Below are 8,430 nucleotides of genomic sequence, written 5' to 3' on the forward strand. Positions count from 1 at the left end.
TACATGCTGGTGGCCACGCTTAAAAACGGCCAGGCAGCCACCGAGTTTCAGCAATCAATTAATCAGGTAATGAACTATTTTTACCGGCATGAATTTCTCTATAACCATGCTGGTGCCAATTGCACTGGTATCAGCATCGATACCTTACGGGCCTTAGGCTGGGAAGTACCTGAGCGGGGCATAAATGGTTATGTACAGGCTATCGGAGCCTATTTTTATACGGTCATTACCGAAATGGATTTGGACGCTGCCAGACAAATTTATGACTATCTCATCACTGAAACAACACGGCTGTTACCCGCAGTAGCATTTGATGCCATTGGCGAAGATTTAATCCGTTTGACTGCCACTAAACCACCCCGCTCACTGACACCCTACGAACAAACACTTGCAGATTCAATTGAAGCCATCTGGTTTGTCCGGATTCCACAAATCCCATCAAGCCGGGTATCAGGAGATGCACCGGTGTATAGCTTTAGCGATATCTGGAAACGGCACCAGATGATCGCGATGAGTGGGTCACTATTGAATTGGCAACACGTGATATGCCTCAATCATTAAAACAACAAGAACCAGTGAATCCACGCCCCTCGCCAATTCCCTGGCCTATCATATTGATTTTATTTGGTCTTTCCAGCTTTATTGCTCTGTCATTACGCTGGATGTTCAACAAAAGCATTAGTTCGTTAGATTAGGCGTATTACGCTGGCGTTTTTCCCACAGTTTTTTGGCGTAACGACGCATGTTTGGAATATCATCCGTTTCATCCATAATGGATTTTCCGATAATCGTTTCAAAAATATCTTCCATGGTCACAAGACCTAACCAGCTTCCGTACTCGTCATAAACAATTGCCATATGCTGGCGTTCTTTCATTAGAAAAGTCATGACCGATTCAACATCTTTCTGATCAGTCACCACTACAATCGGTTTCATGACATCAGAAACTTTCGTAGTACTATCCGCCCCAATAACATCGCGTCGGAAAATCACGCCTAATGGCGACTCATTTGTATCAAGAACCGGATAGCGAGAAAATTGTCCCTCTTGCGAGCGTTTGATGAATTCCGCAATGGTTTCATCCGGACCAACATATTCGGAGACAGTTCGAGGAGTCATAATGTCTCTTGTGCGGATTTCATGTAAATCCAGAATATTGGCAATAACGCGTGACTCATCTTCGTCCAGCTCCCCTAACTCATGTCCAAGACAGGTCATCGCTTTGATTTCAAGACGAATATCACCCTGCTGTTCTTTGCCGCCGATCAATTTCATCATCTGATCTGACACCCAGATAAAAGGTTTTAACATCCAGATCATGGCATTTAAAATCGGGGGCAAGATGGGGGCCAAACTCCGCCAATATTTTGCACCAATTGTTTTAGGCAGAATTTCTGAAAGTATGAGAATCAATAGCGTCATAATTACTGAGGCAATACCGAGATAGCCATTACCAAAAACCACGGTTACCTGTGCACCAACGCCTAATGCGCCTACCGTATGCGCGACTGTATTCAGCGTCAGAATAGCGGCTAGAGGCTGATCGATTTTATCTTTAAGCCGGTTAAGCTGTTTGTAAAGCTTAGGTTTATGCTCTTTCTGCTGGGCAATATAACTAGGAGTGACAGATAGTAATGCCGCTTCGAGAATAGAACAAACAAATGAGACAAGAATTGAAAGTACCGCAAAAGCGATAAGTAAAGTCATTAGGGTTAACAGCTCCAGTTACAGGGGACAGTCATAATACACTGGACATAAATTACTGTATATCAATACTATTCAGCGAAAATAAAAGCCTGCATTAACCATCACGCCTGCAGCAGCAAACGGCACAACTTCAAGGTTTACCCTGCGATGCTGAACACCGAAAGCCGGTAAAATGACCGGTGCAACGCCCAGATCATTCAAAGGAATTTTATCTCTATATTCCCCGCGATAGCCATACAAAAGCCCGGCGGTCAGTTTGGCATAAGCTTTGGTATTTTCACCTAAGTCATAATCGTAGCGACCGCCGCCATAAAGATAGAGCGTCTGCTGGTCATAACTGTTTTTAAACGTCGCAGCACCTGCCAGCCAGCGGACATCATCACGCCAACTGGCTTGATTCGGAACAACAAAAAGCTTCACCTCATCATTGAAATAATATTCAAGATTGAACAGCTTTTGATGATTATTATGATCCGGCTCCGGATTATAATGCTTCGTCCATAATGAGGTCTGCAGTAACAACTCATCCCCATCAGTAAAAATCCCATTCGCATGAACAGGGTTTATCAAAATCAAACAAAGCATTAATAGTTTTTTCATAGCAATATGACTTTTCACTTAGCTGGCAGTTCCAGTCTGTTGAATGCCTGTCATTTTACGACGTAACCACTTTTCGGCCTCTAAAATCAAATACATCATCACACCTACTGCAATAATTTCCATACCGTGTCGTAAACCAATAGGTCTTGTTTCAAATAAGGTATTCATTATCGGGGCGTATGTGAATATCAACTGCAAGACAATAACCAGGCCGATGGAAATAAATACGATATGCGAAGTAAACCATTGTTTAATTGACCAGGATGCACTGCTTAGACAACGCACATTAAACAAATAAAATACTTCCATAACGACCAGCGTATTGACAGCATAAGTTCGGGATTGCTCAAGTGAGGCTCCCTGAGATTGGGTCCATAAAAACATGCCGTAGACACCAATCACAAACAGTAATGACACAAAGCTGATGCGCCAGACCAGGAAACCGGAGAGCATTTTTTCATCACGCTTTCTGGGTTGACGGCGCATGGCATTTTCTTCTCCCGGCTCAAATGCAAGAGATAGCGCCAGAGCGATTGAGCTCACCATATTAATCCATAAAATTTGCAATGGCGTTATTGGCAAGGTCATGCCGGCCATTACCGCCACGATAATACTCAATGATTCACCACCATTGATGGGCAATAAAAATAAAATGGCTTTTTTCAGGTTGTCATACACTGTGCGGCCTTCTCGCACTGCTCTGGCAATCGAAGCAAAGTTATCATCTGCCAATACCATTTCAGCTGCTTCCTTGGCCGCTTCCGTACCGCCATGTCCCATCGCAATCCCGACATCAGCTCGTTTCAAGGCAGGTGCATCATTGACACCATCACCGGTCATCGCAACAACATGACCATTTGCCTGCAAGGCACTGACTAACCGTAATTTATGTTCTGGTGCCGTTCGTGCAAAAACATCCGTTTGCTGAACCAAGTGCTGCAATTCCGTATCACTCAATTGAGTGAGATCATGGCCAGTAAGCACGTTATCCGTATTCTTCAGACCTAGTTTTTTCGCAATGGCACCCGCAGTAGCAGCATGATCACCAGTGATCATTTTGACCTGAATTCCCGCCTTATGACATTCACTGACCGCAGTGATGGCTTCTTCCCGAGGAGGATCAATCAAACCAATCAAGCCCAGCAATACCAGTCCTTGATCTAAATCCTCGAATTGCAATTCACCGGTATTGTGATCGACCGTTTTAGTGGCTACCGCCAATACACGCTGGCCGTCTGCTGCAATTTTTTCAATCTGTGAATGCCAATAGGCCTGGTCGACTTCGACATCACCTTCATCAGTACGCTGAAACTGACATAGTTCGATGAGTTTTTCCGGTGCACCTTTAACCGCTATAAAATCATGCCCTTGGTGATCATGATGCAGCGTGGCCATAAACCGATGGGCAGTATCAAAAGGAATAACATCCCGACGCGGATAATATTGTTTCAATTCCTCCAGCGTGAAATCCGCTTTTAATGCTGCGGTGAGCATTGCGGCTTCCATCGGGTCACCTTCTGCCAGCCAGTCATCATCACGTCGCTTTAAGGTCGAATCATTACAAATAGCTGAACAACGCAAAAGTAACGTTAACGTTGGGTGCTGTTCCGTTTCAACAGGTTGATTATCAATGATGAACTCTCCAGCAGGTGCATATCCCACTCCACTGACCGAATAGTTGTTTGTTAAGCTCATCACTGTGGAAACGGTCATCTCATTACGCGTTAATGTACCTGTTTTATCCGAGCAGATAATCGATACTGCGCCCAGCGTCTCTACCGCTGGCAAACGCCGGATAATCGCATTACGGCTGGCCATGCGTTGCACACCAATTGCCAGCGTGATGGTCAAAATCGCCGGCAATCCTTCGGGAATACCGGCGACAGCCACGCCGACAACAATCATGAACATTTCAATAGCCGGTGTCTGATTCAACCAGTAACCGTAGCTGAATACCAAAGCAGCGATGACCATAATGACCAAAGTCAGCCAGCGGGAGAACACGGACATTTGCTTTAACAGCGGAGTGGTGAGATTTTCGATATCGGAAATCATGCCACTGATTCGACCAATCTCGGTATGTGCGCCGGTTGCAACAACAACACCATGCCCCTGCCCGGAGGTCACTAATGTGCCTGAGTAGGCCATACATAGCCTATCGCCTAACACAGCGTCAACCGCGACCGGCTCACTATTTTTTTCAACAGCGACAGACTCGCCAGTTAATACGGCTTCCTGAATCTGTAAACCTTTAGCACTGAATATCCGTAAATCCGCTGGCACTTTATCGCCCGGCTCCAATACCACTACATCACCGGGAACCAGTTGATCTGCTTCAATTCGAAGCCTATGTCCATCACGGAGCGCTGTAGCATGAGGCGCCAACATATCCTTGATGGCATCCAGCGCCTTTTCGGCTTTTCCTTCCTGAACAAAACCGATAATGGTATTTAAGATGACAACCGCCAGGATGACCCAAAAATCGATCCAGTGACCAAGTATGGCGGTTAAAAACGCAGCACCTAACAAAACATAAATCAGCAAATTATGCATTTGAGCTAATAGTCTGACGAAGGCCGAACGCCCTTTTGCACGTGGCAAGTGGTTAGGACCGAATTGCTGCAGTCGTTGTTCAATCTTTTCAGCCCCTAAACCATGCTTATCACTATCAAGTTGTGACAGACTTTCCTCAAAGCTGAGGTGATGCCATGATTTTTCAAAAGGTTGTTTCTGCATATCTTCGTTCATAGATAGCTCCTGGTAAGGCTCATAACTTTAGCATACCGTTTTTAAACAAATGCCTTATTAACAATGAGCTTTCACTTGATCTGCATCAAGCTGCACAATAGGCTTATTGTTTAATTGTGCTCTAAGGAAATTATCATTAACACCATCAGTATTTTAGGTAGCGGCTGGCTGGGATTACCGCTTGCAACTATTCTTTATAAACAAGCTTTTAGAGTAAGAGCCTCGACTCGGCATCATGAGCGTTTTACCGAACTGGACGCTACAGGTGCACGCGCATTTCATGTTGATATTGACCAATTATCTGAAATCAGTGAATTTCTGGACAGTGAAATTCTGATTATCAATATCACCTCGAAAAACATTAACGGCTTCGCCAGGCTGATTGAGCAAATTGAAACATCACCAATTCAAAAGGTCTTGTTTATCAGTTCCACTTCGGTGTATCAGAATCTTAACCGGGAAGTCACTGAAGATGAAAACGCCGAAGATCACAACAGCGTGTTATGGCAAATCGAACAATTGTTTCAAAACAATACGCACTTTAAAACGACAATAGTCCGCTTCAGCGGCTTAATTGATAGCCGTCGCCATCCTGGCAGATTTTTCCGTAATGGTCGCAGCGTGCCACAAGCCGATGCTCCAGTGAACCTGATTCATCTGGATGATTGCCTGGGTATTATCAATGCCATTTTGCAACAGGAAGCCTGGGGCGAAATATTTAATGGTTGTGCGGATACACATCCCAGCAAACGTGAGTTTTACGGTTATGCCAGAAAGTTAATGGGCCTGTCACCACCGGAATTTGATACTGAAACGGAGATTAAGTACAAAATAATCAGCAATCAAAAAGTTAAATCAAAGTTAAACTATACCTTTCAACACCCTGATTTAATGAAGATTACTTTCTAATGAAAAACCAACTTTGCCCCTGTCAGAGTCAATCTATTTATGACGAGTGTTGTGGCTTGCTGCATCAAGGTAAAGAGGTTGCTATTAAAGCTGAGCAATTAATGCGTTCTCGCTACAGCGCCTTTGTAATGCACAATATCAGCTATTTACAGGCGACATTGCACCCATCGCAACGACAGCCGGATGATTTGCTTAATTTGCAGCAAACTATGGAAACCACACAGTGGCTAGGTTTAACCATTGTGGATCACGCTGAAACTGATGATGAGGCGGAAGTGGAATTTATTGCCTTTTATGTAGATAACCCTATCGGACAGTTACACGAACGCTCTCGATTCAGTCGACAGCAAGGTCACTGGTTTTATATTGACGGCGAGTTTTTACCGCCGATAAAACTTGGTCGTAATGATAACTGTATTTGTGGCAGTGGCAAAAAACTGAAACGCTGCCACGGATGATGTCAGGTATTTGACTCACCTAAATAGCGTTTGCGCTTGGCAGGCTTTAATTGCTGTAAATCTACCATCACCAGACCATCAATACAGTTACCGAAACTGGCATCGATATTAAAATCAATAAACCGTACACCTCTCGGCTCACAAATATCGGCATATTGTTTATATAGCGTCGGTACCGTCACATTCATATGTGTCAGCTGCTCTCGCATCGCTGTAAAGTCACTATCGGCATCTTGATTAACTAACGTTGAATACACTCGTTGTTGCAGCTCTGTATCAAAAATGGACGGTACTCTGGCAGTCGCCAGAGATTCCGTATCTGCAAAATGTTTTTGATAAAAACTGACAATCAACGCCTTGGCAAAATCAGGATAAGTATTGCTGAGGCTGACCGGCCCGAACAGATAACGGATCTCTGGATAGCGTTTGAGATAGGCGCCAATGCCATACCACAGATAATCCAAACTGCGTTTTCCCCAGTATTTAGGGCTGACAAAGCTGCGACCTAATTCAATACTAACCGGAAAATATTGCTGCATCGCCGAGTTAAAACTGAATAGCTCGCTGGTATAAATATCACGCTCTGCCTCCATAATACGAGCAACTTCACCAATCCGGTAAGCACCAGCGATCTCCAGCTCCTGCTCATCCCACAAAATCAGATGCCGGTAATCCCGATCGTACTGGTCTAAATCCCGTTTTTTTCCCGTGCCTTCACCCACCTGTCTGAAGGTAATTTCCCGTAACCGGCCAATCTCCTGCATAACAGCAGAATTCGCCTGATAATCAAACAGATATATCTTCTTATGATCGGCTGTCTCACCCAATAATTCAGCTTGCTGTAATTCTTTTTTAATCGCCCGGCGTTCCTGCGGGTGAGCAATCGTCTGTTCAGTCACAAATAATGGCTTTTTACCTTTGGCCAGCCGATACAAATGACGACGTAATAATTTGGCCTTTTCCGCTTTGACCAATGGCAGCTGTTCAATCTGCTGATAGGCAATCGTTTCCCCTACCCGCATTGAGATGGTTTTAGAGTTTTTGTTGAACATTTCATGCGCCAGCATCATGCCGGATAAAGGTTTGTAGACCATAGAAGCACTGTAAAACAGCGATGAGTTTCTGGCTTCAACATAAATTGGCAAAATAGGTGCCTGGGTTTTCCTGGCAAAATTTAAAAACCCGCTGTTCCATTTACCATCCCGAACACCACCGGGGCGAATTCGCGAAACTTCACCGGCAGGAAACACGATGACGGCTTCATCATTATTCAAACACTCGACAATACGTGCCACGCTGCTTTTACGGGTAGATTTTGAGAGGTTATCAACCGGCAGAAACAATGAACTTAATGCGGAAAAGTTCAGCAACATATCATTGGCAACGATTTTCACATCGCGCCTGACCTCTCCCACCAGCTTTAACAAACATAATCCATCCAACGCGCCTAATGGATGATTGGCAACAATTACCACCCGGCCAGTGGCAGGAATATTATTGCGGTGACGATGGGTAATACTGTAACTGAAGTTAAAATAATCCAGAACTTCATCAATGAAATCAAAACCTTCAAGCTGCTTATGCTGTTCGAGGAAACGATTAACTTCTTGCTCATGGGTGATTTTTCGGAGAAAGCCTAAAGTCGGTATTCTGACCCAGGGTTTTTGCTTTTGAAAATTGGGAAATTTTTGTTGAACAGCCTGTTCAATATTGAGCATACATATTCTCTGATAACTTCATGCCGCAAAGTCTAGAGAATATATATGACAAAAAAATAACGGTTTGATGACTGTTCGGTGACAGTCTCGCAAACCGTTATATCTGAAGAGTTTTAATCAGGCCGCCTGGACAGGAATCGCGTGACGCATATGGGTAATATCATTATTTTCATCAAGATATACCAGCGTCGGTTTGAAGCTTTTCAGCTCCTCTGCATCCATTGCAGTATAAGCACAGATAATGATTCGATCACCCGGTGATGCTTACACCAATTTTATTATTTGGAATA

7 protein-coding genes and 1 pseudogene are annotated in these 8,430 nt (G+C 44.1%); 3 read left to right on the forward strand and 5 right to left on the reverse strand.

Going from position 1 to position 8,430, the window contains the following annotated elements; translation table 11 throughout:
• Positions 1-561, forward strand: a 561-nt coding sequence (locus B3O33_RS11005; RefSeq protein ID WP_292363587.1) for a hypothetical protein, incomplete at its 5' end; no start/stop codon positions are given.
• A gap of 117 nt (positions 562-678) precedes the next feature.
• On the opposite strand, the gene B3O33_RS11010 is transcribed toward B3O33_RS11005, so the two are convergent.
• The 3 genes from B3O33_RS11010 to B3O33_RS11020 all read right to left on the reverse strand — a co-directional run bounded on the left by B3O33_RS11010 (position 679) and on the right by B3O33_RS11020 (position 5,055).
• Positions 679-1,707: a CNNM domain-containing protein gene (locus B3O33_RS11010; RefSeq protein ID WP_292363588.1), complete on the reverse strand. Its 1,029-nt coding sequence runs from the start codon at positions 1,705-1,707 to the stop codon at positions 679-681.
• Between the two features lie 72 nt (positions 1,708-1,779).
• On the reverse strand, positions 1,780-2,307 hold the full coding sequence (locus B3O33_RS11015) for a hypothetical protein (protein ID WP_292361419.1): 528 nt from the start codon (positions 2,305-2,307) through the stop codon (positions 1,780-1,782).
• A gap of 18 nt (positions 2,308-2,325) precedes the next feature.
• The gene (locus B3O33_RS11020; protein WP_292361420.1) at positions 2,326-5,055 is read right to left on the reverse strand and encodes a cation-transporting P-type ATPase; all 2,730 of its coding nucleotides are present in this window, start codon (positions 5,053-5,055) and stop codon (positions 2,326-2,328) included.
• Positions 5,056-5,169: 114 nt separating this feature from the next.
• Between B3O33_RS11020 and B3O33_RS11025 the strand changes: the two genes are divergently transcribed.
• On the forward strand, positions 5,170-5,964 hold the full coding sequence (locus B3O33_RS11025; protein ID WP_292361421.1) for an SDR family oxidoreductase: 795 nt from the start codon (positions 5,170-5,172) through the stop codon (positions 5,962-5,964).
• A complete protein-coding gene (locus tag B3O33_RS11030; protein ID WP_292361422.1) occupies positions 5,964-6,422 on the forward strand; it encodes a YchJ family protein in 459 nt (152 codons plus the stop codon). Before B3O33_RS11025 ends, B3O33_RS11030 begins: the two co-directional genes overlap by 1 nt.
• A 2-nt stretch (positions 6,423-6,424) precedes the next feature.
• Here the strand turns inward: B3O33_RS11030 and B3O33_RS11035 are convergent, their stop codons facing one another.
• Both B3O33_RS11035 and B3O33_RS11040 read right to left on the reverse strand, forming a co-directional pair.
• Complete coding sequence (locus B3O33_RS11035; protein ID WP_292361423.1) at positions 6,425-8,140, reverse strand: lysophospholipid acyltransferase family protein; 1,716 nt, start codon at positions 8,138-8,140, stop codon at positions 6,425-6,427.
• A gap of 117 nt (positions 8,141-8,257) precedes the next feature.
• Positions 8,258-8,389, reverse strand: a pseudogene (locus B3O33_RS11040) (aspartate 1-decarboxylase); the annotation flags it as partial.
• Positions 8,390-8,430 lie beyond the last annotated feature (41 nt).

The organism is Methylophaga sp. UBA1464, assembly GCF_002325665.1.
GTDB lineage: Bacteria > Pseudomonadota > Gammaproteobacteria > Nitrosococcales > Methylophagaceae > Methylophaga.